Source organism: Nakamurella alba (assembly GCF_009707545.1).
GTDB classification, from domain to species: domain Bacteria; phylum Actinomycetota; class Actinomycetes; order Mycobacteriales; family Nakamurellaceae; genus Nakamurella; species Nakamurella alba.
The window spans coordinates 1,186,538-1,212,374 of record NZ_WLYK01000001.1; the positions used below are offsets into that span (position 1 = coordinate 1,186,538).

General features: G+C 71.4%; 25 protein-coding genes. 14 read left to right on the plus strand and 11 right to left on the minus strand.

The window, feature by feature from the left end:
* Nucleotides 1-2 precede the first annotated feature (2 nt).
* The 3 genes from GIS00_RS05275 to GIS00_RS05280 form a co-directional block, all read right to left on the minus strand.
* A complete protein-coding gene (locus GIS00_RS05275) occupies nt 3-908 on the minus strand; it encodes a hypothetical protein (RefSeq protein WP_154767227.1) in 906 nt (301 codons plus the stop codon).
* 115 nt (nt 909-1,023) lie between these two features.
* Complete coding sequence (locus tag GIS00_RS26800) at nt 1,024-2,073, minus strand: hypothetical protein (protein WP_196073123.1); 1,050 nt, start codon at nt 2,071-2,073, stop codon at nt 1,024-1,026.
* Complete coding sequence (locus GIS00_RS05280) at nt 1,974-3,347, minus strand: S8 family peptidase (RefSeq protein ID WP_154767228.1); 1,374 nt, start codon at nt 3,345-3,347, stop codon at nt 1,974-1,976. Before GIS00_RS05280 ends, GIS00_RS26800 begins: the two co-directional genes overlap by 100 nt.
* 567 nt (nt 3,348-3,914) lie before the next feature.
* Between GIS00_RS05280 and GIS00_RS05285 the strand changes: the two genes are divergently transcribed.
* On the plus strand, nt 3,915-5,171 hold the full coding sequence (locus GIS00_RS05285; RefSeq protein WP_196073124.1) for a sensor domain-containing phosphodiesterase: 1,257 nt from the start codon (nt 3,915-3,917) through the stop codon (nt 5,169-5,171).
* 187 nt (nt 5,172-5,358) lie between these two features.
* Here the strand turns inward: GIS00_RS05285 and GIS00_RS28825 are convergent, their stop codons facing one another.
* From GIS00_RS28825 to GIS00_RS05320, 7 genes are all read right to left on the minus strand, one after another.
* Complete coding sequence (locus GIS00_RS28825; RefSeq protein ID WP_196073125.1) at nt 5,359-6,390, minus strand: GGDEF domain-containing protein; 1,032 nt, start codon at nt 6,388-6,390, stop codon at nt 5,359-5,361.
* Between the two features lie 215 nt (nt 6,391-6,605).
* Nucleotides 6,606-7,517, minus strand: a complete 912-nt coding sequence (locus tag GIS00_RS05295; protein ID WP_154767231.1) for an aldo/keto reductase — start codon at nt 7,515-7,517, stop codon at nt 6,606-6,608.
* Nucleotides 7,514-8,380: a carbohydrate ABC transporter permease gene (locus GIS00_RS05300; RefSeq protein WP_154767232.1), complete on the minus strand. Its 867-nt coding sequence runs from the start codon at nt 8,378-8,380 to the stop codon at nt 7,514-7,516. The genes GIS00_RS05295 and GIS00_RS05300 overlap by 4 nt, the downstream gene beginning before the upstream one ends.
* Nucleotides 8,377-9,336, minus strand: coding sequence for a carbohydrate ABC transporter permease (locus tag GIS00_RS05305; RefSeq protein ID WP_154767233.1), 960 nt, complete (start codon nt 9,334-9,336; stop codon nt 8,377-8,379). Before GIS00_RS05305 ends, GIS00_RS05300 begins: the two co-directional genes overlap by 4 nt.
* A 3-nt stretch (nt 9,337-9,339) precedes the next feature.
* Nucleotides 9,340-10,665 (minus strand): extracellular solute-binding protein, encoded by a 1,326-nt coding sequence (locus GIS00_RS05310; RefSeq protein ID WP_154767234.1) that lies wholly within the window; start codon nt 10,663-10,665, stop codon nt 9,340-9,342.
* Between the two features lie 72 nt (nt 10,666-10,737).
* Nucleotides 10,738-12,096, minus strand: a complete 1,359-nt coding sequence (locus GIS00_RS05315) for an aldehyde dehydrogenase (NADP(+)) (RefSeq protein WP_154767235.1) — start codon at nt 12,094-12,096, stop codon at nt 10,738-10,740.
* Nucleotides 12,093-12,968 (minus strand): fumarylacetoacetate hydrolase family protein, encoded by an 876-nt coding sequence (locus tag GIS00_RS05320; protein ID WP_322097541.1) that lies wholly within the window; start codon nt 12,966-12,968, stop codon nt 12,093-12,095. The genes GIS00_RS05315 and GIS00_RS05320 overlap by 4 nt, the downstream gene beginning before the upstream one ends.
* 222 nt (nt 12,969-13,190) lie before the next feature.
* On the opposite strand from GIS00_RS05320, the gene GIS00_RS05325 reads away from it, so the two are divergent.
* Genes GIS00_RS05325 through GIS00_RS05385 form a run of 13 tightly spaced genes read left to right on the plus strand, consistent with a single transcriptional unit; the run spans nt 13,191 to nt 24,756 of the window.
* Nucleotides 13,191-13,988 carry an enoyl-CoA hydratase/isomerase family protein gene (locus tag GIS00_RS05325; protein WP_154767236.1) on the plus strand — a complete coding sequence of 266 codons (798 nt, stop codon included), beginning with the start codon at nt 13,191-13,193 and terminating at the stop codon, nt 13,986-13,988.
* Nucleotides 13,988-15,202, plus strand: a complete 1,215-nt coding sequence (locus GIS00_RS05330; protein ID WP_154767237.1) for a CaiB/BaiF CoA transferase family protein — start codon at nt 13,988-13,990, stop codon at nt 15,200-15,202. Before GIS00_RS05325 ends, GIS00_RS05330 begins: the two co-directional genes overlap by 1 nt.
* A 14-nt stretch (nt 15,203-15,216) precedes the next feature.
* Nucleotides 15,217-16,269, plus strand: coding sequence for a Gfo/Idh/MocA family protein (locus GIS00_RS05335; RefSeq protein WP_154767238.1), 1,053 nt, complete (start codon nt 15,217-15,219; stop codon nt 16,267-16,269).
* Between the two features lie 5 nt (nt 16,270-16,274).
* Entirely contained in the window at nt 16,275-17,153 is an 879-nt protein-coding gene (locus tag GIS00_RS26805) for a sugar phosphate isomerase/epimerase family protein (protein ID WP_196073126.1), read from the plus strand.
* A gap of 51 nt (nt 17,154-17,204) precedes the next feature.
* Entirely contained in the window at nt 17,205-17,936 is a 732-nt protein-coding gene (locus GIS00_RS05345) for a FadR/GntR family transcriptional regulator (RefSeq protein WP_154767240.1), read from the plus strand.
* A gap of 11 nt (nt 17,937-17,947) precedes the next feature.
* Entirely contained in the window at nt 17,948-19,039 is a 1,092-nt protein-coding gene (locus GIS00_RS05350) for a type 2 periplasmic-binding domain-containing protein (RefSeq protein ID WP_154767241.1), read from the plus strand.
* Entirely contained in the window at nt 19,036-19,785 is a 750-nt protein-coding gene (locus tag GIS00_RS05355) for an SDR family NAD(P)-dependent oxidoreductase (protein WP_154767242.1), read from the plus strand. Before GIS00_RS05350 ends, GIS00_RS05355 begins: the two co-directional genes overlap by 4 nt.
* Nucleotides 19,782-20,855, plus strand: coding sequence for an aldose 1-epimerase family protein (locus tag GIS00_RS05360; RefSeq protein WP_322097542.1), 1,074 nt, complete (start codon nt 19,782-19,784; stop codon nt 20,853-20,855). Before GIS00_RS05355 ends, GIS00_RS05360 begins: the two co-directional genes overlap by 4 nt.
* Nucleotides 20,852-21,997 (plus strand): mandelate racemase/muconate lactonizing enzyme family protein, encoded by a 1,146-nt coding sequence (locus tag GIS00_RS05365; RefSeq protein WP_322097543.1) that lies wholly within the window; start codon nt 20,852-20,854, stop codon nt 21,995-21,997. The genes GIS00_RS05360 and GIS00_RS05365 overlap by 4 nt, the downstream gene beginning before the upstream one ends.
* Nucleotides 21,994-22,836, plus strand: coding sequence for a fumarylacetoacetate hydrolase family protein (locus GIS00_RS05370; protein ID WP_154767244.1), 843 nt, complete (start codon nt 21,994-21,996; stop codon nt 22,834-22,836). Before GIS00_RS05365 ends, GIS00_RS05370 begins: the two co-directional genes overlap by 4 nt.
* Nucleotide 22,837: 1 nt before the next feature.
* Nucleotides 22,838-23,593: an SDR family NAD(P)-dependent oxidoreductase gene (locus tag GIS00_RS05375; RefSeq protein ID WP_154767245.1), complete on the plus strand. Its 756-nt coding sequence runs from the start codon at nt 22,838-22,840 to the stop codon at nt 23,591-23,593.
* Between the two features lie 4 nt (nt 23,594-23,597).
* Nucleotides 23,598-23,921, plus strand: coding sequence for an L-rhamnose mutarotase (locus GIS00_RS05380; protein WP_322097544.1), 324 nt, complete (start codon nt 23,598-23,600; stop codon nt 23,919-23,921).
* A complete protein-coding gene (locus tag GIS00_RS05385; protein ID WP_154767246.1) occupies nt 23,914-24,756 on the plus strand; it encodes an amidohydrolase family protein in 843 nt (280 codons plus the stop codon). Before GIS00_RS05380 ends, GIS00_RS05385 begins: the two co-directional genes overlap by 8 nt.
* Here the strand turns inward: GIS00_RS05385 and GIS00_RS05390 are convergent.
* Entirely contained in the window at nt 24,753-25,808 is a 1,056-nt protein-coding gene (locus tag GIS00_RS05390) for an enolase C-terminal domain-like protein (RefSeq protein ID WP_154767247.1), read from the minus strand. The genes GIS00_RS05385 and GIS00_RS05390 overlap by 4 nt on opposite strands.
* Nucleotides 25,809-25,837: the final 29 nt, after the last annotated feature.

The window sequence follows — 25,837 nt, forward strand, 5'->3', positions numbered from 1 at the left end:
GGTCAGGTCAGCGGGGCGGGGGAGGCCGCACGACGCCCGGCACCCCTGGCCACCGCGGTGGCGATCGAGGCGCCGAGCAGCAGCAGGCCGAGCAGCAGCGTCCAGCCGGCGGCGTGCCACACGGCGAGTTCGCCGCGGGTGAGCACCTTCTCGCTCCAGTCGGACACCGTCTCCAGTCCGGACCGGGTGGAGATCGCCCAGGCGCCGAGCCCGGCCAGGGCGACCCCGGGGACCGCCGTGGCCCACGGCGACCAGCTGTTCAGCAGCACCGCGCCGAACAGCAGGACCAGCCCGAGCCCGGTGAGGATCAGGTCGGCGATCTTCGGGGTGTCCACGCCCTGCAACAGGGTCGTGTAGACGTTCGCGCCGTAGCGCGCGGTCAGGAACAGCCCGCCGCCCACCAGGATCAATCCGATCAACGCACTGAGGAAGCCGGCCAGCACCCGGGATCCGCTCGACGCGGCCGCGGCCGGCGGCGCCACCGGCGGGGTGGACGCCACCACCGGGACGTACGCCTGCGGGTAGCCCTGCGGTGCGTACGGGGGAGCGGCCGAGGGGGACACGGCCGGCGTCGGCGGATAGGTCGCGGTGGGCGGCGGCGCCGCCTCCACGTCGCTGTACGCGGGTGCGCCGTACCCGTACTGCGCACCGGTGTCCGGCTGCTTGGTCAGGTAGCTGGTCGCCGGGTCGTCGTTGGTCGTCCCGGAGCTGCCGGACATCGGCGTGTACTGCTCGGTCGGTCCGGAGAACAATGGTGCCCCCGGATCCGCGATGGGCCCGCTCGGTGCGCTCGACGGGCGCTGGTAGGAACCCGGTGGCAGCACCTGGGTCTCGTCCGCGGATCCGCCCCATCCGGCGTCGGGCCGGTCGGCCTGCTGGTCGTGGCGGGACTCGTCCGGTGAGGACATCGGGCCTTCTTCCGTCGGGGCCGCGGCACGCCTGTGGTTCACCGCAGTGCGAAAGTACCGCCGCGGGCCACCGGTGCCGGGGAGAACCACCCGGTCGGTGGCCGCGAGTTCCGGATCAGCCCTGGATCCAGCCCGAGACCTCGACCACCAGGTGGGTGGAGCCGGTGGAGTTGTTGGTCAGGGTGATCTTCCCGGCCGCGCTCACCGGGACGATCACCGTGTTCGAGGTGATGACGCCCGCGGTGGTGCTCAGGGTCGGCGCGGACGGCCGCGAGGTGCCGTACTGGTACGCCATCACCTGCCCGGTGCGGGTCGGCCCGACCGCGATCACGTTGACCACCACGGCCTTCACCCCGGCGGTCGGCACGCCTCCCTTGCCGGCCACCTGCACGCCGATCGACGCGACCGGCGCGACGGCCCGCTTGGGTGCACCGAGCCCGGTCCGGGTGTCCACGATCCGCTTGGTGGTGAGCGAGTGCAGTGTGCTGCTCTGCCCCGGGACCCCGGTCAGGGTGTGCGCGTTGTTGTCGGCGAGCACGTGGACCGGTCGCGACGAGTTGTTGGTGACCCGGATGGTGCCGTTGGCGGCGACCGGCACGATCACCGTCGAGGTGGTGCTGACCCCGGCCGGGAAGTTGATGTCGGCGCTGCCGGGCGAGCCGATGTCGCCGCGGTACACGCTCAGGCTGCCGGAGCCGGTGGGCCCGGCGACGGTGACCGAGAGCGCCGCGGTCTGCGCCCCGTTGAGCGGGATGCCGGCGCGGCCGCGGACGCTGATCACCCGGGTGCCGCCGGCCGGGATGGCGCCCTTGGCGGTGCCGGCACCGGTGCGGGTGTCGAAGACCCGGGCCGAGGTGTCGCCCTGGGTGGCGCCGGTGTTGGTCGCGGTCCCGGCGCGGTACCAGCCGATCACGTCGACCACCATGTGCATGCTGCGCGGCGAGTTGTCGGCCAGCCGGATGGCGCCGGTGCTGCCCAGCTGCACGACCACCTGGGTGGTCGAGTTGCGGCCGGCGACGAAGCTGAGCTGCGCGGTGCCGCCGATGACGCCGCCGGGAGTGGCGGTCACCGTGCCGGTGGATCCGGGGGTGACGGCGGTGATGTTGACCAGGACGGAGCCGGCACCGGAGGACGGGACGCCGCCGCGACCGGCCACCTGGAGCACGACGGAGCCGTTGGCGGGCACGGCGCGGTAGCCGCCCCAACCGCTGCGGGTGTCCATGATGCGGGCCGGGTTGACCGCGGTGTAGAGGCGCCCGCGGTGCTCATCGCGACCGGCACGGTGGAGGCCATGAAGCCGTAGTACTTGCCGGCGACCGGGTGCAGCGGGTCACCGGTGATGGCATGACCCTTGGTACCGGCCACCGCGGCCTGGTTCAGCACGATCTTCATCGCCTGCGCGGCGGTCTTGCCGACGCACGACCCACCGTTGAAGCAGTTGAGCACCACGCCGCTGACCGCGGCCGCGGCGATCGAGGTGCCGGACTGGATGTAGCCGTAGGTGCCGCCCTTGCGGGTGGTGTACGGGCAGACGCCCGGGCCGGCGATGGTGTGCTCGGCGTCGGCCGCCGTGGCCGCGTAGTAGCTGGTGTAGTAGGCGCGGTCACCGCCGTCGGGCGCGGTGCAGGTGCCGGGCGCCTGGGCGGTACCGCCCGGGCGGCCGTCGAAATCGGCGGCGTTGGTGACGGCGAGGACCTCGTTGTACGCGGCCGGGATCAGCGTGGAGAGCGGCTGCGGCGACTGGCCGGACTTGGCGTTGCCGCCGGAACCGGTGAAGACCAGGCCCTTGGAGTAGAGGGTGCAGATGCCCTGGTGGATCGGGTCGTTGTTGGTGCGGCCGCAGTTGCCGTCGTCGCTGCCCGGGGCGGCGAGAGACATGTTGACGACCTTGATCCGGTTCGCCGCGGCATAGGTGTTCAGCCAGTTGAGGGCGCACAGGAAGGTCTGCACCGTGCCCTGCTCCTTGGCGTTCAGGATGCGGATCGACACGATCGGCGCGCCCGGAGCAACGCCGGCGGTGACACCCTTCGCGGTGTTCGGCTTGCCCGCGATCACCCCGGACACCCCGGTGCCGTGCCCGTTCAGGTCCGTGTAGAGGTCGGTGACCGGTAGTTCCTTCGCCACCCCGGAGAGGCAGTCGATCGACTTCGCCAGGTTGAGGTCGGGGTGCGGGTAGACACCCGTGTCCAGCACCGCGACCGCGGGACCCGTCGACGGCCAGGCCTTGCCCGATCCTGCGCTCACCGGGGCCAGGTCGGCCTGCACACTGCGCACCGCCGGGGTCGGCGTGGCCGCTGCCGCCGCTGCCTCGACCGCAGGCACCGCGGGAACCGCTGCCGCAGCCGGGGTGAGGAAGGTCAGCGACGCCCCGAGGAACATCAGCGCGGCGACCGCGGCGAGCGAACGGGGCCGACGGCCCCGACGGATGGCACTGGGCATGGACGTCCTCCACTGACGTGCACCGTGAGACGGTGCGACAAGCCGGGATGGCAAGGAGCCGGCGGCAGGGACATCGGTGGCCGGCACGAACCCCCGACTGCCGGTGACTGCCTCCGACGGCGACCTGACCACGCTGACGAGCCCGCCGGAGGTAGTGAACCACGGCCCGCCGTCACCGGTCATCCGGCGCCGCGCGACCCATCGGTGGCGTGGTACTCCCCGGACGGGTGCGCCCGGGTCACCCGTCGGTGACCGCAGATGCTCCGGCGACACCCGCACGTAACGCACGAAACATCGGTTCACCGGGTGCGATGGAACAGACCCGTGCGCTCGACGGGTGACAGCGTTGTCCCGACGTGGCACAGATCGGGTGGCGGGCGTGCGGCGGCACACGTTCGCCACACGGGGGGTGCACAGGGGTACGGAGAAAGCGTGGCGACAGGGGACCGGTCGGGCGAAGGTGGTGGCCGTGAGTCGGCCGCAACGGTTGCGCGGACGTACGGTGAAATCCGTCGGACGATCGTCAAGGAAATGGCGGACCGACCCGACAGTGCAAGGTTGCAAGGGGTGAGACCGATCAGCGCCACACAGGTCAACGCAGCGAGGCGCCGGCAGCACATCTCGGCCCGCCACTACCTCGGCAGGCACGGGCCCGCCTCGGCCATCGACCACTCCGTGCGGCTGGCCGCACGGCATTTCGACTTCCCGTCGGCACAGGTCAACATCGTCGACCAGGCGTTCCAGCACACCATCGCCGCCCACGGGACCGAGCTCGGGGTCATCCCGCGGGAACTGTCGATGTGCGCCGGGGTGGTGGACAGCGGCGCGCCGGTGGTCGTCCCGGACATCACTCCCGGCGGCTTGGCCGATCCGTACCGGGTCTACGTCGGGGTTCCGCTGCGCGGCCGCGAGGGCCTCCCCGTCGGGGCACTGTGCCTGCTGGACACGGTGCCCCGCGAGTTCGGATCCGACCAGCTCCGTGAGCTCCACGACGTGGCCGCGGTGGTCGAGGAGCAGCTCGAGCTACGCCGACGGGAGCAGGGCGAGCACACCAGGGCGGTCGCCGAGAGCAGGGAGCTCGCGGCGGCGACCGAGGCCGGCCAGATCGTCCCGTGGTACCAGCCGATCATCCGGCTGGGCGACGGCAGGTTGACCGCCGTCGAGGCGCTGGCTCGCTGGGAGCATCCCGACGACGGGGTACTGCCACCGTCGGAGTTCCTGCCGCGGGCCGAACGCAGTGACCTGGTCATCGATCTCGACCTGGCGGTGCTGGGCCGGGCGATGACCGACTTCGGGCGGTGGCTCACGATCCGGCCGGACCTGCGGATCAACGTGAACCTGTCCGCCCGGCACTTCGAGTACGCCGACTGCATCGACCGCATCACCGAGACCGTGGTCGACGCCGGGGTCGACCCGGGTGCGGTCAGCCTCGAGGTGACCGAGAGCACAGCCATGGCAGCCAGTCCCAACGACCGCGCCTTCCTGTCCGAACTGCGCAGTCGCGGCTTCCGGATCGTGCTCGACGACTTCGGCACCGGCTTCTCGTCGGTGGGACACGTCCTGCGCCTGCCCATCGACGGGATCAAGCTGGACCGGGCGGTGGCCGCATCACTGGGGACGACGGTGGGCGACGCGGTCGGTCGGGCGCTGATGACCCTGGCCCGGGATCTGGACTTCCACACGTGCATCGAGGGCGTCGAGAGCCGGCGGCAGGCGGTGCTGGCCCGGCGCCTGGGCTGCGACGACGGCCAGGGCTACCACTGGTCCCCGGCCCTCCCGGCGTCATCGATCCCGAATCTGCTGCAGGAAGACGCGGCGGGCTGAACGGCCGGAACGCCGAAGGCCGGTCGCGCTCGCGACCGGCCTTCGGCATCTGGTGGAGGACCCAGGAATTGAACCTGGCGGGGCGCCCCAAGTGCGCATCCCCCGTGGTGGTGGACGAACCGTAACGCACCTGCCGTTTCCGGGCAAGCCGGACGTCACCCGGCGTTCGGCTCGGGACACGTGCGGGTCAGGACACGTGCTCCGCCAGCAGCTCCCGCCGCCGCCGTTTCGCCTCGTACATCCGCTCGTCCGCCGTCCGCTGGGCCCCGGGGAACCCGGCCACCACGGTGAAGGGGGCGTAGCCGATGGACCCGGCCACCCCGGCGTCCTCGAACGCCTGGCTGATCCGGGCGATCATCTCGCGCGTCCGCTCCTGGCCGGCGCCGACCGCGATGATGCCGAACTCGTCGCCGCCGAGGCGGGCCACGACGTCGGAGTCCCGGGTGGTGGCGCGCAGCGCGTCCGCGGTCCGTTGGATGTAGCGGTCCCCGGCGTCGTGCCCCTGGGTGTCGTTGACGTACTTGAGGCGGTCCAGGTCGATCATCACCACGCTGGCCGGATCGCCGAACCGGCGGAACCGGGCCTCCTCGTGCTCGATGAACCGCTCCCAACCGCGCCTGTTCAGCAGGCCGGTGAGCGCGTCGGTGTCCGCATCGTGCCGGGCCTGCTCCAGGTCCCGGGCGGCCTCGGTCGCACTCGAGTCCGCGTCCAGGACCGCCGAGAGCATGCTCGAGAGCAGGTCGAGCAGCGGCTCCAGGTCACGGAGCGAGTCGTCCTTGGTCTCCGGGTCGAGACCGCAGATGGAGCCGAACACCTCGCCGTTCGGCCGGACGATCGGCGTGCCCACGTAGGCATTGATGGTCATGCCCTGGTCGGCGGCGTACCGGTAGGCCTCGTCGTAGACCCGGACCGCCCGCGTGTCCGGGGCGATCCGCGGTCCGTCGCCGCTGCTCATCCGGTGGCACATGGCCTTGTCCAACGGGAAGTCGTCACCGGGCGCCACGCCGAACCCGTCCAACTCCGGGCTGGCGGTCAGGATGGTCTCGGTGCCGTGGGCGAAGCGGGTCACCGCCCACTGCTTCATGGGGGTGACGGACCTCAGGTAGCCGACCACCTGTTCACTCACGGCGTCGAAGCCGCGGGTCGGCAGCAGCAGCGCCGGCGCGAACGGGTTCGCCGGAACCGGACCGCTCGCCTGCCTGCCTGTCGAGTTGTTCACCGAGTCCTCCCGGGTCTGCTTCCGGTCGTACGCTCGGTGGCCGCGTTCCCCTTCGGATCGCACCGACACCGGCGTTCGCCCGTTCAGCCTACTCGACGGCGTCGGGAAGTCCACGGATGTGTGCCCACCTTCGACGCGGCAGTGCATCGGTCACGGAGTCGGGCAGAACAGCGTTCGGATCGGCGGTCCGGTTGCGCGCAATCGGTGGACGAGCCTCAGGCCGCCCCGGCCGGCACCGGGAACTCCCACGGCCGGTTGAGCACCGGGGCCAGTTCGGCCTCCACCGCAGCCGGCAACCCCGGGTCGACCACCGTCCGGAGTGCCGCGACGGTCCGCCGCACCAGCTCCGCCGATTCCGCCCCCACCACCGTGCAGTTGATGCCCGCCGGCGCCGTCCCGGCGAACCCCAGCGCCACCGATGCGATGTCCACCCCGGTCTCCGCACACACCCGGGCCGCCCGCCCGATCGCCGCCAGGATCTCCGCCCCGGCCGGGTGCCAGGCCGGCGGCCCGGCGGCGGTCAGCGCCCCCATCGCCAGCGGCGCGGCGTTCATCACGCCGATCCCGGCCGCGGACAGCCGCGCCGCGACGGGTGCCAGTCGCCGGTCCTGCAGTTGGTACGTGCAGTAGGCCATCACGGTGTCCACCTGCTCGGCCAGGGCGACCCGCTCCAGCACGTCCAGTCGGTAGCCGGTCACCCCGATCGCCCCGACCACCCCGGCGGCCGCCAGCTCGCGCAGCACGGGCAGTGCCTCGTCCCGCACCTGACCCTCGTCACCCCAGTCGATGTCGTGGCACTGCACCAGGTCCAGCCGGTCGACGCCGAGCCGGTCCAGGCTCTCCTGGACGCTGCGCCGCACCCGGCCGGCCGAGAAGTCCCAGCCGGCGTCGCCGTAGCGGCCGACCTTGGTGGCGAGAAGGTAGTCCTGGCGCGGGATCCCGGCCAGCGCCCGGCCGAGCACGGTCTCCGACCTGGTGTCCCCGTAGTGCGGCGAGGTGTCCAGCAGGGTCATGCCCAGCTCCAGTGCGGCGCGCACGGCCCCGTCCGCCTCGGCCTGGTCCACCGCCCGGTACGCACCCCCGAACGGCGCCGCCCCCAGCCCGAACCTCGGCAGCCGGATGCTCATTTGTCTGTAGCTGCCAAACCCTTGGTGATGAACGGCTCGAACGCGATCACCACGCAGATGATCGGCGCGATCATGATCACCGTCAGGGCACTGATCAGGTCCCAGGGCTTGCCGGCGTTGGCGACGCTGGCCGACAGGTTGAGCAGACCCAGGGCCAGCGGCTGGCTGTCGGCCGACTGGGCGAAGATCAGCGGGTAGAACAGCTCGTTCCAGCAGTGGATGAAGTTGATGACCAGCATGGTGGCCACCGCCGGCATGGTCAGCGGCAGGGTGATCCGGAAGATCACGCCGATCATGCTGGCGCCGTCGATCTTCGCCGCCTCCTCCACCTCCACCGGCACCCGCCGGATGAAGGTGGTGAGGATCCACACGGTGAACGGGGTGATCGCCGAGGTGATCAGGATGTTCAGCCCGGTCAGGCTGTCCACCAGGTCCAGGTCGCCGAAGACGTCGAACAGCGGGATGACGGTGGCGATCTGCGGCAGCGAGCTGCTCAGCAGCAGCAGCCCGAGCAACAGCTTGCTGCCGGGGAAGGAGTACCGGGCGAAGGCGTAGGCGGCGAGGTAGGAGATGGCCACCGACACCACCGTCGAGGTGATCGAGATGATCAGCGAGTTCGCCATCGCCTTGCCCACCGGGTACTGGGTGAACAGCCGGACGAAGTTGTCGAAGGTGAACTCGGTCGGCAGGTACCGGGGCGGTGCGGTGAGCAGCTTGCCGCCGGGGGTCACCGACGACACCACGATCCAGTAGATCGGGAACAACGCGACCAGGAACAGCGCGGTCAGCCCGATCCACCGGCCGATCGGCCGCTTCCGCCGCCGGGTCGTGACCGGCAGCTCGGACACCGTGGTGGCGCTCACTTCTCGTACCTCCGGCGGGCCAGGGAGAACACGGTGCCGATGATGCAGACGAAGACCAGCAGCACCATCGCGACGGCCGCGCTGCGGCCGAAGTTGAAGTTCTGGAATCCGATGACATAGGCGGAGTACCCGAGCACGCTGGTCGCGGTGCCCGGGCCGCCGCCCGTCATCGCCAGCACCAGGTCGAACGAGGCGACCTGCCAGATCAGCATGAACATGCCGGCCGACAGCACCACCGGCATCACCAGCGGCAGGGTGATGCGGCGGAACTGGCCCCAGGCGTTCGCGCCGTCCACCTGGGCCGCCTCGTACAGCTCGCCGGGGATCGTCTGCAGCGCAGCCAGCAGCAGCACCGCGACGAAACCCGCGTTGCGCCAGACGTTCACGCCGATCACCGAGACCCGGGCCGGGTTGACCTCGGACAGCCAGCTGACGCCGTCGAAGCCGACCAGGTTGAGGAGCCCGGCGATCACGCCGTACTGCGGGTCGAGGGCGAACTTGAACGCGACGCCGGCCACCACCGCCGGGATGGCCCAGGGCAGCAGGTTGACCGCCCGGGCCAGCCGGCGGAAGCGGAACTTCTGGTTGAGCAGCACCGCCAGCGCCAGCCCGATGACGATCTCCAGCAGGGTGGACACCACGGCGAACACCGCGGTGAAGAACAGTGATCCCTGGATCTGCGGGTTCTCCGCCAGGTAGGTGTAGTTGTCGAACCCGGCCCAGGTGGCCGGTCCCTGCGTCGGGTTGTCGTTCTGCAGGCTGGTGACGGCGGTCTGCACCATCGGGTAGCCGGCGGTGAACACCCGGATCAGCACCACCGGCGCCACCAGGGCGAAGCAGAACAGGACCACCCGCAGATTGCGCCGGCGGCGTGGTCGTGCCGCCGGCACCTTCTGCGACGGCGAGGATCCCGCCACCTCGATCCCGGTGCGCGGTCCGGGGTGCGTCGTGCTCATCGGTCAGCCCAGCGCCTTGATCTGCGATGCGCCGTTGGACATCGCCTCGTCGATGGACAGCTGCCCGGACAGGTAGCCGGTGTACATGTCGTCGAGGATGCCCTGTGCCTCGTTGATCTTCGGGTGGAACGGCCGCGGCTTGACCACGTTCGCCTTGTTGTAGTCGGCGAGCGCGATGTACTGCGGACGGTCCGGCAGGGCGTCCAGGGTGGTGTTCCGGATGACGGAGAACTGCGAGTTCTTCGCGCTGGCCAGGGCCACCGCCTGGTCCTTGCCGGTCATGTAGGCGACGAAAGCCTTGGCGTTGTCCTTGTTCTCGCCCGCCGCGGGGACGGCCAGACCCCAGCCACCGCCGTAGGTCGCGGCCTGGCCGCCGGTGCCGGCCGGCGGCGGGACGACGACGACCTTGTCCGGCGAGTACCAGGGCGTGGTGCCGGCGGAGACGCTGAGGAAGTAGTCCCACTGCCGCATCGACAACAGCGAGTCCCCGGTGTAGGCGGCGTTGCTCTGGTCGTAGGTCCAGGCCAGGCCGTCCTTGGGCATGTAGCCGGTGGTCAGCATGTCGTTGGCGAACTCGAACGCCGCCTTGGTGCCGGCATCGAAGTCGAAGACCTGTCCGCCGCCCTGCAGCGACAGCCAGGCGGCATCGACCGAGGCCAGCGCCGGCTTGGACAGGGCGTCGCCGAAGGCGAACATGTTCTTGGACTTCGCCTTCTCGCCCAACGCCTTCAGGTCGTCCCAGGACGCCGGGACGTCGGCCTTGAGCTCGGTGAGGACGTCCTGCCGGACGACGTAGAGGCAGATGGTGAACGAGGTCGGCAGCCGGTAGATCTTGCCGTCCTGCGACGACCAGGTGTCGGCGTAGTCCTTGACGAAGGTCGGGAAGTCCGACCAGTACTCGGCGTTGCCGATGTCGTCCAGCGGCTCCAACCAGCCGGCCTTGACGAAGCCGGGGGTGGCCTCGTCGGAGATGACCATGACGTCGACGGCGGGCTTGCCGGAGACGAAGCCCGGGGTGAACTGCTGGATCAGTTCGACGCCGGACGAGCCGGAGAGCGGGACGATCTCGACCTTGACGCCGGACTCCTTGGTGAAGGCGTCGATGGTCGGCTGGATCGGTTCCACCCAGGCCTGGACGATGCCGAGCTTGATGGTGCCGCCACCTCCGCCGCCGCCACCGCTGGTGGCGGTGCCCGACCCGCCGCCGGAGTCGTCGGAGCCGCAGGCGGCGAGCAGGGGAGCGGCCAGCCCGGCGGCGGCCAGGGTGCCGCCGGCCCGGAGCAGGGTGCGGCGGGAGATGGGGCGCTGGAACAACGGGTTCGGCTTCATCGATTCTCCGTACTTCGTTGTGACGGTGGACTTGTCGTGCTGATGCGTGCTGGTGATGCTGGTGCGGGTGGTTCAGGAGGCGAGCTGCAGGACCCCGTCGACGCGCCGCGGCACGTCGACCGGCCCGTCACGGAGCTCGGCCGGCAGCAGGTCCGGGGGAGCGTCCTGGAAGGCAACCGGCCGCAGCCAACGCCGGATGGCGGTGGCCCCGACCGAGGTGTGCTGGGTGTCGGTGGCGGGCCAGGGGCCACCGTGGTGCTGCGCCCAGGAAACGGCGACCCCGGTCGGGAAACCGTTGAAGACCAGTCGCCCCGCCACCCCCAGTACCGCCGCGACAAGGGCCCGCAGGTCCGGATCCCCGGCCCCGTGCTGGATCGACGCCGTCAGTGCCCCCGGCAATCCGGCCAGCACCTCCGGCAGCTTCTCCGGATCGGCGAACCGGACGATCACCAGGAGCGGTCCGAAGACCTCCTCCAGCAGTTCCGGCCGCGCGAGGAAGCCGGCCACGTCGTCGATCTCGACCACGACCGCCCCCGCACCGCCGTCCGGACCTCGACCGTCCGCACCGACCCCGGCAGCCCCCGCGAGGAAGCCCTCGAGGATCCGCGGCGTCAGCATCGTGAACGACGAACCCGCGACGGCCGCCACACACGCATCCCGCACCGCGTCACCCTCGACACCCGCCGGGACGAAAGCCACACCCGGCTTGGTGCAGAACTGACCGGCACCCAGGGTGAACGAACCGGCCAGCCCCTGGCCGATCGCGGTGCCGCGCTCGGCGGCCGCGGCCGGCGTGACCACCAGCGCGTTGACGCTGCCGAGCTCGCCGAAGAACGGGATCGGGTCCGGTCGGGCCGCGCAGATCGCGGCGAGCTCCCGTCCGGCACCGACCGAGCCGGTGAAGCCGGCCGCCCGGATCACCGGATCGGCCAACAGGTCCCGACCCGCCTGCCGCCCGGTCACCATGGAGAGGACACCGGCCGGGGCGGCGCCGGACAGCACCTCGAAGCAGAGGGCCGAGGTGCCGGGATGGGCGGAGTGCGCCTTGATCACGACCGGGCAACCGGCCGCCAGCGCGGAGGCGGTGTCGCCGCCCGGCACCGAGAAGGCCAGCGGGAAGTTGCTCGCGGCGAACACCGCCACCGGTCCGATCGGGACGAGCATCCGGCGCAGGTCCGGGCGCGGGCCCATCGGGGTGTCGCCGGCATGGTCGATCGTCGCCTCGAGGTAGCCGCCGTCGCGCAGCACCTCCCCGAAGAACCGGAGCTGGTAGCAGGTCCGGCGCAGCTCGCCGGCCAGACGTGCGGAGCCGAGCGAGGTCTCGCGGTCGGCCAGGGCGATGATCCCTTCGCCGGCGGCCTCCAGTGCCGACGCCATCCGGTCCAGCACGACCGCCCGCTCCGCACGGGAGGTGTCCGCCCACGCCGTCATCGCGCCGCCACCTTCCCGCGCACCACCGGGTTCTCCAGGCTGCCGATGCCGTCGATGCCGATGCGCACGGTGTCGCCGGCGTCGAGCGTGAACGGCAGGTCCGGCACCAGGCAGGTGCCGGTGGACAGGATCGCGCCGGCGGGGAAGTCGTCGGCCCGGAACAGGTGCTCGACCAGGTCGTCGAAGGTGCGGTGCAGTTGGGCGGTCGATGCCGTTCCGGACCACACGGTCGCGCCGCCACGGTCGATCTCCATCGAGATGCCCAGTGCGTAGGGATCGGCGACGTCCCAGATCGGGGTGATCCACGGCCCGAGCGCGCAGGCGCCGAGGTACACCTTGGCCTGGGGGAGGTAGAGCGGGTTCTCGCCCTCGATGGACCGGGAGCTCACGTCGTTGCAGATCGTCAGGCCGACCAGCTCCGCCGCGGAGTTCAGCACCAGGGCGAGTTCCGGTTCCGGCACGTTGATCTCGGAGTCCTCGCGGACCTGGATCGGCCGGCCCGGGCCGGCCGCCCGCCAGGCCACCGACTTGAAGAACAGCTCGGGCCGCTTCGCGTCGTACACCCGCTCGTAGATGTCGGCGGAGCGCTCGCTCTCCTCCATGCGGGCCTGCTGCGAACGGTGGTAGGTGACACCGGCGGCCCACACCTCGGTGGCGCCGTCCACCGGCGCCAGCAGCTGCACGTCCGCCGCCGCCACCCGGACGGCCGCGGCATCGGAAAGTGCCGCGTCGACCACGTCCCGCAGGGACGACAGCGACATCGACAGCAGACCGGCCAGGTCGCCGGGCAGTGCGGTGATGGTGTCACCGTCCCGCACACCGATCGCAGGCGTTGGGGCGGTGGGGGTCTCGAGATAGCGGACGATGCGCACCCGCGCTCCTCCTACCGGGGAAACAGCGCACCTCACCGTGCGCCTCGTGATGAGAAAGGTAGGGACTCGGCGGTGCGGCGTCAAGAGTGTTCATCGGACGAAGTTACGAAAGTGTCGGACTTACGGATTGCAGAAGCCGCACTGCGGCGCTACTGTGCCGATCACCGGACGGGCCGACGTGTGTGTGCCACCGGGGATCCCACTCACGATCGGACCGCAGCGATGACGCAGCCGCACGACTCCCCGGCGCAGCCGGACGGGCAGGTGACCCTGGACGTCGACGGCGCGGTGGCGGTGATCCGGCTGGACCGCCCGGCCAAGCTGAACGCGCTCACCCCGGCGATGACCGCCGCACTGGAGCAGCATCTGCAGGCGGTCGACGCCGATCCGGGGCTGCGCTGCACGGTGCTCACCGGCACCGGGCGGTCGTTCTGCGTCGGCAGCGACATCGCCGGCCTGGACGACTACCCGACCGCCTGGGACTTCGGGCTGCGCAAGGACTACGGGGACCTGCTGCGGGCCGCGCGCACCCCGGTGGTGGCGGCCGTCAACGGCTTCGCCTTCGGTGGTGGGCTGGAGCTGGCGCTGGGGTGCGACATCCGGCTGGCCGCCGACACCGCCCGCTTCGCCGCGCCGGAGATCAAGCTCGGCTGGATCGGCGGCAGCGGCCAGGCGGCGCTGCTCGCGCACTCGGTCGGCCCGTCCAACGCGGCCAGGATGATCCTCACCGGCGACCCGGTCGACGCGCCCACCGCGTTGTCCTGGGGGCTGGTCACCGACGTGCTGCCGGCCGACGAGTTGCTGTCCGCGGCGCTGGCCCTGGCCGCCACCATCGCCTCCCGGGCACCGCTGGCCGCGCAGTCGGCGAAGATCGATCTCAAGGCTGCGTACAGCATGTCGCTCGACGACGCGATCGCGCTCGAGCGCCGCATGCAGACCATCTGTTTCGCCACCGCCGACGCCGCCGAGGGGCGCGCGGCGTTCCTGGCCCGGCGCGAGCCCCGCTTCGAAGGACGATGATGAACTCTCCCGCAGCCGCGGTCGGCCCGATGTCCGGCTACCGCGTCGTCGACCTGACCATCGCGATGGCCGGCCCGCTGGCCGCGATGCGGTTCGGCGACCTGGGTGCCGATGTGGTGAAGGTCGAGCCGGTGACGGGGGAGTGGCAGCGACACGCCCCGGCCGGCGCCGCGCACGGCCGCCGGATCAACGCCTCGTTCCTGGCGCTGAACCGCAACAAGCGCAGCCTGGCAGTCGATCTCAAGTCCGACGCCGGCCGGGGGATCCTGCTGGAGCTGGCGGCGACCGCGGACGTCTTCATCCAGAACTACCGGCCGGGGGTGGCCGCCCGGCTCGGGGTCGACTTCGAGTCCATCCGCGCGGTGAACCCGTCCATCGTCTACGTCTCGATGTCCGGCTACGGCGAGGACGGGCCGTACGCGTTCCGGCCCGGGCAGGACATGCTGCTGCAGGCGATGAGCGGGGCCATGTACAACGTCGGCCGGGTGGAGGACCCGCCGCAGGCCGCCGGCACCTACGCCTGCGACGCCATCACCGCCTACAGCGCGGTGGAGGGCACCCTCGCGGCGCTGCTGCACCGGGCCCGCACCGGGGAGGGTCAGCTGGTCCAGGTCAACATGCTGGACAGCGCCATCGCGGTGCAGGCGCAGGAACTGGCGATCTTCACCGTCGGCGGCATCCCGCAGACCCGCGGGCACGAGCCGCACGGCCACCCGTACATCCGAGCACCGTACGGGGCGTTCGCCACCTCCGACGGGTACATCGCGCTGGCCATGCCGAATCTCGCGCAGCTGGGCCGGTTGATCGGCAGCGAGCGGCTGCAGGAGATGGACGACATCGTCGACGGCAACGGCAACCGGGACGAGATCACCGCGATCGTGTCCGCGGCGCTGCGCACCCGGTCGACGGGGGAGTGGCTGGAACTCCTGCTGGACAACGGCATCTGGGTCGGTCCGGTGTACTCATACCAGGACCTGCTGGCCGACCCGCAGGTCAAGCACAACGGCAGCTTCGTCACCTACGACCACCCGACCGAGGGCACCGTCACCACGCCGGGCTTCCCGTTCCGGCTCTCGGCGACGCCACCGGCGGTGCGGTCCGGCGCCCCGCTCACCGGCCAGCACACGAAGGACATCCTCGCCGAGCTGGGCCACGGCGGCAGCGACGTCGAGACCCTGCTCGCCACCGGCGTCGTCGGCCACGAGGACCTCTGAGGACCGGGACAACCATGGACACCCTGGATCTCGACCACCGCCCGCTGATCCCCGGCCACCCGCTGGGTATCGGCATGCTCGGCTGCGGCTGGATCGCGCAGGACGCCCACCTGCCCGGGTACCGGGCCTGGGGCCTGCCGGTGACCGGGATCTACGACATCGACCCGGTGGCCCGGCAGCGGGCCGCCGACACCTTCGGCGTGCACGTCTACGCCGACGCCGAGGAGCTGCTGGCCGACCCGGAGGTGGAGGTCGTCGACGTGCCGGCGCGGACCGAGGACCGGGCGCCGCTGGTCCGGCAGGCCCTGCGCGCCGGCAAACACGTGCTGAGCCAGAAACCGTTCGCGAACAGCCCGGCGGAGGCGGAGGAGCTGGTCGCCCTCGCCGATGACCTCGGCCTGCGCCTCGCGGTGAACCAGAACGGCCGGTGGGCGCCGTCCTGGCGACTCGCGTCGAGCTGGCTGGCCGCCGGCGAGATCGGCGAGGTCAGCGCCATCGGGCACGACTTCGAGACCTCGTTCGCCTGGACCGCGGACCGGCACTTCAACGACCAGGCGCACTTCGTCCTCTACGACTACTGCGCGCACTGGCTGGACATCACCCGGTGCTGGCTGGCCGGCAAGCGGGTGGTCCAGGTGCGGGCGGAGGACCTGCGGGCCCCGGTGCAGCCGGGACCGGCGCGCACCCCGTGGACGGTGCTGATCGGGATCCGTTGCGAGGACGGCACCCTGGCGACGATCCGGGGGACCGGGGCTGCCCGGGACGACATCCCGCCGGTGCACCGGTTCACCATCACCGGCGAGGGCGGCAGCATCCGCGGCCAGGTGCTGGACCGCGAGGAGGTCGAGCTGCTGCGCCCGTCCGGGACCGTCCGTGCCACCCCGGCCGGGTCCTGGTTCCCGGACGGCTTCGCCGGCGCGATGGGCGAACTGCAGTCCGCCATCCTGCAGCACCGGGAGCCGTCCAACTCCGGCCGTCACGTCCTCAGCTCCGTCCGCCTCGGTGCCGCGGCGGTCGCCTCGGCCGAGCAGGGCGGCACACCCGTCGATCTGGACCTGGAGCTCTGAGACCCGTGTACCCGAGCATCTTCTCGAACGTGATCACCGGGACCGACCCGCACCGGGCGGCCGCCCGCACCCGGGAGCTGGGCCTGGCCTCGGTGCAGTTCACGCCGGCCGAGGTCTCCGTCGGCTTCGGTTTCGACACCGACGTCACCGGCGGGGACTTCGCCGCCTGGAAGGCCGCCTACGACACCGAGGGGATCGGGATCTGCGCCGTCGCGGGCTATCTGAACCTGCTGCACCACGACCTGACGATCCGTCGGCGGAACATCGACACCTTCACCGGCTACCTGCGCCGGATGCACCTGCTCGGTACACAGCTGATCAGCGTGGAGACCGGCAGCCTCGCGCCGACCGGGGACTGGGACGACGACCCGACCAACCACACGCCGCAGGCGATGGCCGACCTGGAAGCGGTGCTGGCCGAACTGGTGGCGGTCGCGGAGGCCGAGGACGTGGTCGTGCTGATCGAGCCGTACGTGGTCAACGTCTGCGACACCCCGCAGCTGGGCGCGGATCTGGTGCGTCGCTTCTCCTCGCCGCACCTGGGGATCTGCATGGACCCGACCAACTTCTTCTCCACCGCGCTGGCCCGGCCGGAGCTGGTGGGGCAGGTGATCCGGGACGGCTTCGCCGCCGAGCGCCCGTACTTCCGGCTCGCCCACGCCAAGGACGTCGTCCCGACGGCGCCGGGTGAGGCGGTCCCCGGCCTGCCCGGACCGGGCCAGGGCATCCTCGACTACCCGCTCTACCTCGACCTGCTGGCCGACGCCGGCTACGAGGGCGCGCTGGTGATCGAACATCTCACCGAGGCCGAGGTGCCGGCCGCACTCGAGTTCGTGACCGGTCAGCTGACCGGCCTGGCGGAGCGGCGGTCGCTATGCTCTTGATCCGATCCGGTCGGGAGAAGATCCGATGAATGACCAGGCAGGGGTGACACCGTGACGGAAGCTCCGGAACAGCAGGGCGGACGGGCGCGGCACGTCCGGGTCGTGCACGAGCTCGGCGCCGAGATCGTCCGCGGGGCACTGGAACCCGGCGTGGTGATCCCGACCGAGGAGGACCTGGTCGAGCACTACCAGGTGGGCCGGTCCGCGCTGCGCGAGGGCGTGAAGGTGCTGTCCGGCAAGGGGCTGTTGGAGAGCCGGACGAGTGCCGGCACCCGGGTGCGGCCACGCCAGTCCTGGAACCTGCTCGACCCGGACGTGCTGCGCTGGCGGTTCACCCCGCAGGCCTCGCCGGCGGACATCAAGGTGCTCGCCGACCTGCGTGTCGCGCTGGAGCCCGGCGCCGCCCGGCTGGCGGCCGAGTCGAAGAACATCGCCGCCCGGCGGGCGGTGTCGCTGGCGATGGCCGACCTGTGGGCCACGGCCGACGACCCGGAGTCGTTCATCGAGGCCGATCTCGCCTTCCACCGGTCGATCTTCGTGGCATCCGGGAATGACCTGCTGCTGTACGTGCACGACGTGGTGTCCGGGGCGCTGAGCGCGATCCGGCCGATCCACACGCTGTCGGTGGGGCACAACAAGGAGACGCTGCCGAACCACGAGATCGTGGCCACCAGCATCGTGCGCGGTCACCACCGGCGGGCGGAGAGCGCGATGCGCGACATCGTCGAGGTGGCCCGCGAGGACGCGCTGATCGGTGTGCCCGACACCCCGGGGCAGCCGTGACCCTGCGTGGCATGACCTGGGACCACCCGCGCGGCTACCGGGTGCTCGACCGGCTGGACCTCGGGATCGCCTGGGACCGGCAGAGCCTGGAGGACTTCGAGTCCCGCCCGGTCCGGGAGTTCGCGGCGACACACCAGCTGGCCGTCGTCGACCACCCGAACCTCGGCACCTGCATCGCCGACGACGCCCTGCAGCCCCTCGACACCCTGTTCGCCGAGCCGGAACTCGCCGCGCTGCGCGACCGTTGCGCGGGCCCGTCCTTCGACAGCTACACCCTCGACGGCCGCCAGTGGGCCCTCCCGCTGGACACCGCCACCCAGGTCGCCGCGTACCGCCCCGACCTCCTGCCGGCCGGCGAGGTGCCACCAACCTGGGACCAGGTCCTCACCTTCGCGCACCACCACCGCACCGTCCTCTGCCTCGGCGGCGCCCACGCCTTCCTGATGTTCGCCGCGGTCTGCGCGTCGCTCGGCAGCCCGTGGCCGGAGCAGGAGGACCGGGTGTCGATGGACTCCGTCGAGGCGTTGACGATCATGGCCGAGCTGCTGGCGACCGGCGACCCGGAGGAGGCCGACCACAACCCCATCGGCATCCTCGAACGGATGGCGAGGGACCCGGACGCGGCGGTGTACTGCCCCCTGCTCTACGGCTACATCACCTACCAGGAGGCCGCCGGCGGGCGTCGCGCCCTGCAGGTGGCCGATGCCCCCCGCGGCCCGGCCGGCATCGGAAGTGTGCTCGGCGGCACCGGTCTCGCCCTGACCTCCTCCGCCCCGACGGACACCGAGCACGGCCGCGCGACCCTCCGGCAGGCGATCAGCACCCTGCTGTCCGACGAGGTCCAGCTCGACCTCTACGACGAACTCGGCGGCCAGAGCAGCCTGCGGGCCGCGTGGGAGAGCGACCGCGCCCATGGCTTCTACTCCCGCACCCGGACCACCCTGGACCACGCCTGGGTGCGCCCCAGGAACCCGGGCTACCCGCACTTCCAGCACCGGGCGTCCGAGGTGATCCGGCAGGGCCTGATGGAGCGACAGCCCCCCGAGCTGATCCTGGCCGGCATCGTCGCGACCCGGTCCGCCGCCGCGAAGGAACGCGTATGAGGACCGCCGTCGTCACCGGCGCCGGCGGCTCCCTGGGCCGGGCCATCGCGCAGCGGCTCGCGGCCGACGGCTGCGCCCTCGCCCTCACCGACCTCCCCGGCGACGCTCTGGACGAGACCGCCGCCCTGGTCCGCTCCCACGGCGCGCAGGTGATTGCCGCCCCCCTCGACCTCACCGACGATGCGGAACTGGATACGTTCTTCACCCGGGTCGCCGATGAACTCGCCCCCGTCACCACCCTGGTCAACAACGCCGCGATCTACCCGACGGTGGCGTTCCTGGAGATGCCCGTCGAGAAGTACGACGAGGTGCACCGGGTGAACCAGCGCGGGTACTGGCGGTGTGCGCAGCTGGCCGGGCGGCAGATGCTCGACCCGGCGGTCGCCGACGAGCAGCGGACGATGGTCAACATCGCCTCGATCACCATGCACGGCGGCTGGGCCGACCTGGCGGCGTACGTGGCGACGAAGGGCGCGGCCACGTCGCTGACCCGCGCGCTGGCCAGAGAGCTGGGCCCGCAGGGGATCCGGGTCAACGCGGTGTCGCCGGGCGCCTTCCCGACGGCCGCCGAGGAGATCTACGACGACCCGGAGGCGTACAGCCGGCAGGTGATCGAGCGGCAGTCGCTCAAGCGCAGGGGTACCCCGGCCGAGCTGGCGGCGGTGGTCTCGTTCCTGACCGGACCGGACTCCGCCTTCGTGACCGGGCAGACGATCGAGGTCAACGGTGGATGGGTGATGACGTGAGCGATCCGAGGGTGCCGGTACCGGACCGGTTGACACTGGCCAGGTACGCGGGCGACGGTGCCGCGTACGGCGGCGTGCGGTCGGTGGTGCTGGACGACGGCAGCGAACGCGGCATCCGGGTGCTGGAGTTCCGCACCGGCGGCGGCCTGCGGTTCGACGTGCTGGTGGACCGCGCGATGGACATCGGGCTCGCCGAGTTCGACGACGTGTCGGTCGGCTGGCGGTCGGCCACCGGGTTCGTGCACCCGGGACTGCACGAGAACGCCGACGAGGACGGACTGTCCTGGCTGCGCAGCATGTCCGGGTTGGTGGTGACCGGCGGCCTGGACCACACCCTGTTCGGCGGCGAGGTGGACGCGAGCCACTACGCCTACCCGCCGAGGCCGACGGTGCGGCACGGCCTGCACGGCCGGGTCGGCAACATCCCGGCGCGGCTGATCGGCTACGGGCAGGAGTGGGTCGACGGCCGCGCGGTGCTCTGGGCCGAGGGAGAGGTGCGCCAGGCGACCAATTTCGGCGAGCACCTGGTGCTGCACCGGCGGATCGAGGTGGACCTGGGTGGCACCGAGATCCGGCTGACCGACGAGGTGCGCAACGCCGGGTTCGAGCGGACCCCGCACATGTTCCTCTACCACGTGAACGTCGGCTGGCCGCTGCTGGACCGGGGTGTCCGGTTCGTCGCGGACATCGCCGAGACACTCTGGCAGACGGACAGTGTCGCGGAGCAGGGGATCGATCATCTGGTGTTCGACGCGCCCGTGCGCAGCGCGATCGAGCAAGTCTACGAGCACCGGCTGGTGCCGGACGCCGACGGCCGGTTCGTGGTCGGCCTGCACAACGACACGCTGGGCCTGGCCTTCGAACTGGTGCTGGACCCGGCGGCGTTCCCGTGCTTCTTCGAGTGGCTGAACCTGCGCGAGGGGGCGTGGGCGCTGGGGCTGGAGCCGTCGACGCACCACGTCGCGGGCGATGCCGCCGCCCGGGAGGACGGCTCGATGATCTGGCTGGAGCACGGCGAGAGCCGCCGCTACGACACGGTCTTCCGGTTCTCCAGGAGCACGTCGGCGTGAGGATCACCGGCTACCGGAGCCTGGTGACGGTGCACGACTGGGGCCGGCCGATCGGTGACGTCAACGGCGTGGTGCCCGGCGGGATCACCGAGGTGCCGGTGCTGGTGCTGACCACCGACAGCGAGCTGGTGGGCATCGGTCTCGGCCAGCACGCGGAGATCGGCCGGGTGTTCCCGGTGGTGGACGGCGAGGACCCGCGCGCGGTGCCGGCGCTCTACGACCGGATGCTGTCGGCGGTGTTCAAGTCGGGGCACCAGGGAAGTACCTACGGCGCGATCGCGGCGATCGACATGGCGCTGTGGGATCTGAAGGCGAAGATGGCCGGTGAGCCGCTGTGGCGCACGCTCGGTGGCCGCGACCCGGTGGTCCCCGGTTACGCCTCTGGCCTGGACGCCGGCCTGGACGATGCCGGCCTCGAGGCACTGCACACCCGTTTCGCCGCCGCCGGTTTCACCGGTGCGAAGGTGAAGGGCGGGCTGGACGTCGAGGTCGACCTGCACCGGATCCGGCTGGTGACCGACCTGCTGTCGCGGCCCGGCCGGCCCGCCTGGTGCGCACTCGACGTCAACGAGGTGTGGAACGGCGGCCAGGCCCGGCGGTACCTGCGGCAGGCGGAGCAGGAGCTGGATCTGGCCTGGGTCGAGGAGCCGCTGCGCCGCTGGGACGCGGACGGTATGGCGCGGCTGCGGGCGTCGGTGGGCACGCCGATCGCGACGGGGGAGAACCTGACCGGGTCCGAGATGTTCCGGCCGTTGCTGGACGCGGGTGCGGTGGACATCGTGCAGACCGGGAGCGTCTGGGGAATCACGCATTTCCTGCGGGTGGCTGCCGCTGCGCACGCGCGTGACCTGCCGGTCAGCCCGGTCGGGTACCACTGCAACCCGTTGGCCGCGGCGGCCAGCGCGATCCCCAACCACCTGACCACCGAGATCCAGGACCTGATCATGCCGGTGGGTCTGACCGTGGACCAGCGGTTCGACGACGGCGCCGTGATCCTCGGCACCACCCCCGGCCTCGGCATCGTGCTGGACGAGACGGCCATCGAACAACGACGCAGCACAGGTCCCTGGGCGCAACCCTGGGCCTCCCACCTCCGCCCAGACTCCGCCGGCAAGCACCTTCACCTGAAAGGCACCTCATGAAGCTCGCCCGCATCGGCGCCCCCGGCCAGGAACGCCCGGCCGCTTCCACCGACGGCCTCACCTGGTACGACATCGCCGACCTGATCGGTGATCTCAACGGCCCGACGCTGGAGACGGCGCTCCCCACCATCACCGCCGCCCTCGCCGCCCACACCCTCCCTGTCACCGAGCCCACGAGGTTCGGCCCACCCGTCGCCGGCATCGGCAAGATCATCTGCATCGGGCTGAACTACCGGGACCATGCTGCCGAGACCGGTGCCACGCCACCCTCCGAGCCGATCCTGTTCCTGAAGACCCCGGACACCGTGGTCGGCCCCGACGACACGGTGCTGGTGCCGCGGAAGTCGGTGAAGACCGACTGGGAGGTGGAACTGGCGGTGGTGATCGGTGCGACCGCGCGGTACCTGGAGTCCGAGGAGGAGGCGGCGGCCTGCATCGCGGGATACGCCATCTCGCACGACGTCTCGGAGCGCGAGTTCCAGATCGAGCGTGGCGGGCAATGGGACAAGGGCAAGAACTGCGAGACGTTCAACCCGCTCGGCCCGTGGCTGGTCACCGCCGACGAGGTGCCCGACCCGCAGGCGCTGGGATTGCGGTTGAGCGTCAACGGCACGACGATGCAGGACGGCACCACCGCCGACATGATCTTCGGCGTCACCCATCTCGTGCACTACCTGAGCCAGTTCATGGTGCTGCGGCCGGGCGACGTGATCAACACCGGGACGCCGGCGGGGGTGGCACTGGGTCGGCCCGATCATCCGTACCTGCGGGCCGGTGACGTGGTGGAGCTGGAGATCGACGGCCTGGGCCGGCAGCGGCAGACCTTCGGGCAGGCCTGAGATGGGCGACTTCGACGGGCTCCGCGCCCTGGTCACCGGCGGTGCGTCCGGCATCGGCCTGGCCACCGCCGTGGCCCTGCAGGCCGCCGGCGCCACCGTCACCGTGCTGGACCGCGCCGACGATCCGGACCTGCCCGACGGCCTGGCCTTCGTGCACGCCGACATCTCCGACAGTGCCGGCGTCGCAGCGGCGGTCGACACGGCGGTGGAGACCATGCGCGGACTGGACATCCTGGTGAACAACGCCGCGATCGGTGCGGTCGGCGGGGTGGAGACGAACTCCGACGAGGAGTGGCACCGGGTGCTGGACATCAATGTGGTCGGCACCGTCCGCGTCTGCCGCGCCGCCCTCCCCGCCCTGCGCGCATCGGCCGCGGCCGCGATCGTGAACATCGGCTCCGTCGCCGCCACGGTCGGTCTCCCGCAACGGGCGCTGTACTCCGCCGCGAAGGGGGCAACGCTGTCGCTGAGCCAGGCGATGGCCGCCGACCTGCTGCCGGAGGGCATCCGGGTCAACGTGGTCAACCCCGGCACCGCCGACACCCCCTGGGTGCAGCGGCTGCTCGCCCAGGCCGACGACCCCGCCGCCGAGCGCACGGCACTGGAGGCGAGACAACCCCACGGCCGCCTGGTCGCGGCCGAGGAGGTCGCCGCCGCCGTGCTCTACCTGGCCGGCCCGGCCGCAGGCTCCACCACCGGCACCTACGTCGCGGTGGACGGCGGCATGCAGACCCTGCGCCTGCGACCGCGAGGCTGACCCGGTGCGCCGCATCGCGTCGGTGATCCGGGTCCGACCGGAGTGGGAGCAGCGCTACCGCGAGCTGCACGCCGCGGTGCCCGAGGGCGTGCTGGCGACGTTGACGGCGGCGCGGATCACCAATTACTCGATCTTCCTGCGGGACGGGTTGCTGTTCGCCTACTTCGAGTACCTGGGGGAGGACTGGGCGGCGGACAGCGCACGGATCGCCGCGGACCCGGTGACGCAGGAATGGTGGGCGCTGACCGACCCGTGCCAGCAGCCCCTCGACTCGGCGGGACCGGGCGAGCGCTGGGTGGATGCCGAGGAGGTGTTCCACCTTGACTGAGACTCCGGTCATCGACTCGCACCATCATGTCTGGGATCTCGCCGCCCGCGACCAACCCTGGACCGCCGACCTCCCCCTCCTCCGCCGCACGTACCACTATTCCGACCTGGCACCGGCCCTCGACGTCAATGGCGTCACCGGAACCGTCCTGGTCCAGACGGTCCCCGATCCCGACGAGACCCCCGAGATGCTCGCCGCCGCAGCAGCCAACCCGCGGATCGCCGGCGTCGTCGGCTGGGTCGACCTCACCGCGCCCGATGTCAGCCACCGCCTCGACGCCCTGCGCGAGGCACCCGGTGCCGAGAAGCTCGTCGGCATCCGGCACCTCGTCTCGAACGAGCCCGATCCGGAGTGGCTCTGCCGGCCCGATGTGCGACGCGGACTGCAGGCGGTGGCGGACGCCGGGCTGGTGTACGACCTGCTGGTCTGGCACCACCAATTGCCTGCCGTCGTCGAGACGGTGCAGGCGATGGAGGATCTCCGGTTCGTGCTCGACCACGGCGGCAAACCGGCGATCCGGGAAGGACTGCAGGAGCCGTGGGCCGGCCACATCGCCGCCATCGCCGCCACCGAGAGGTGCGCCGCCAAACTCTCCGGCCTCGCGGTGGAAGCCGCACCGGGGTGGACCGCCGATGACCTGCGCCCGTGGACCGACCATCTTTTGGATGCCTTCGGCCCGTCCCGCACGATGTACGGCTCCGACTGGCCGGTCTGCCTGCTCGCCGGTACCTACCAGGACATGTGGAACGCCACCGCCCTGGCCCTCGCCTCCCTCTCAGCTGGCGAAAGATCAGCGGTCCTCGGCACTGTCGCACACGACTGGTACCAGATCTAGGCCCACGGCAGCTCCGCCCCCTCCTCCCATCCGATGCCGACAGCGTCGGACACACGCACGTGCCCGTCGGCCCCGACCAGCGGTTCCCGGACGACGGGGACGTCGGGGATGAGCGACTCGTAGTAGGTGGTGTTGGGGATGGCGAGGCAGAGGTGGGCGTGGGCGAGGCCGCCGCCGTGCACCTCGGCGCGCAGCCGGAAGGCATCGGCGAGGTGGGCTATGCGCAGGGCGCCGGTGATGCCGCCCTTCATCATCGCGTCGGTGCGGACGTACTGCGCGCAGCCGGTGGTGATGAAGTCGGCGGTGTTCATGTGCGCGCCGTCGCTGGTCTCGGCCACGAGCAGCGGGACGCGGACCTGGTCGGCGAGCCAGCGGTGCGCGGTGACGTTGAACTCGCGCATCGGCTCCTCGTACCAGAGGTAGCCGGCGTCGGCGAGGGCGTGACCGACGTAGACGGCGTCCGGGAGGTCGAAACCGGCGCTGCCGTCGTACATCAGGGCGTAGTCGTCGCCGACGTGGTCGCGTAGCGCGGTGATGAGGGCGGAGTCGCGCTTCGCGTCGCCCCAGGCGTGCAGCTTGATGGCGGGGTAGCCGAGTTCCCGGCACTGGTCGGCGATGTCGAGGTACTGCTCGATGGAGCCGTAGGTGACTGTGCTGGCGTAGGCGGGGAGGGAGTCGCGGTAGCCGCCGAGGAACTGGTGCAGGGGGAGCCGGGCCTGCTTGGCGGCGATGTCCCAGAGGGCGATGTCGACGAGACCGAGGGCATAGATGGGCATCTCCTCGATGCGGTCGATCTCCCAGACGCGGTGCCAGAGCCATTCCCGGCGGAGCGGGTCGGCGCCGATGAGCTCGTGGCGGAGCCGGCGCTCGACGATGTCGGCGACGATGACGCCGCGCAGGGTCCAGGCGATGCCGTCGATGCCTTCGTCGGTGGTGATGCGGAGCCAGGCGGCGGTCTGCGCGGGTTCGGAGCCGGGGAGGCCGTCCCGCCAGTCGAAGGGTGTGGCGGCGGGGATGGTGTACCGGTGGACCTCGACATCGGTGATACGCATGGCCGTCCCATCTGGTGGCTGTCCTACTT